The organism is Leyella stercorea DSM 18206, assembly GCF_000235885.1.
Lineage (GTDB): Bacteria > Bacteroidota > Bacteroidia > Bacteroidales > Bacteroidaceae > Prevotella > Prevotella stercorea.
Genome location: NZ_JH379390.1, coordinates 1 through 939, shown reverse-complemented (window position 1 = coordinate 939; position 939 = coordinate 1). Strand labels below are relative to the sequence as shown.

2 protein-coding genes are annotated in these 939 nt (G+C 40.4%); both read right to left on the bottom strand.

The features are described from left to right. Nucleotides 1–226 (bottom strand): DUF5045 domain-containing protein (locus tag HMPREF0673_RS13735; protein WP_007898047.1); only part of this gene is annotated, 226 nt, incomplete at its 3' end. A gap of 68 nt (nt 227–294) precedes the next feature. Beyond that, on the bottom strand, nt 295–939 hold a 645-nt coding region (locus HMPREF0673_RS03465), incomplete at its 5' end, for a DNA-methyltransferase (protein ID WP_007898046.1).

Genomic DNA, 939 nt, shown 5'->3' with positions numbered 1-939 from the left:
CGCCCGCCAGTGTGCGGAACGACAGTTTGTTCTTGACTGCTGCCGACTTTTTATACTTGTTGTGCAGTATGGAATAGTAGAGGTCGGGCGAGAGTGCTCCCGTACCGGTTTCCATTACTGTTACTTGGTTTTGTTTCGGCGAATCGTGGTTATAGGTCACGGATTGTGCCTTTGCCGCCGTGGTTGCAATTATTGTAACCGTCACGAGTAAGAGTATTCTGTCCATATTTACTTTCGGTTATTTGTTATTAATCTTTTAATACTCAATGTGTTTCAATCAGTTAATCACCAGGATTATTCCACATTTCTTTTTATATTATATTCATTTCTAATCCTTTCCTCTCCCCGCAAGAAGTGCATATCATCCTTTTCAATACAAATACATTTTCTATTCGTATGAATACAGGCGATTGCAGTGCTCATGCTTCCAGAGGCAAAATCAAGGACTGTGTCACCCTCTTTCGTGTATGTTTTTATCAGATATTTCAACAATGCGACTGGTTTTTGATTAACATGAATCGTTTTGCCCTCTGATTCCGCAGTTTTAAAATATTTCACACTTCGTGGGTATCTCGTTCCTTTGTTTTCATTTCTGAATGTAGGATTTGGTACCTTGTTTACTCCTGTCCAGTTACTTCCTCTCTTTGTACGATTCTCATAAGGCTCACCTTCCTCCATGATTGGATAATAAGGAGTTCTGCCGTTACAAAAGATACTGATTAGCTCATGCGCTTTTAGAGGTTGCTTTTTAGCAAGAAGGAAATTGCTTGCTTTTGACTTTTCCCATACCCAGTCATATTTAAATTCGGCTAAATTGCCACAGCGTAAAAGGCTGCTGAACGGTTCGCTGCCAAATAAAGCCGTAGGCGCATTATCCTTTCTCACTCTTCTAATCTCCTCCCACATTTTCGAGAATGGTATTATCTTATCCCATTGCGA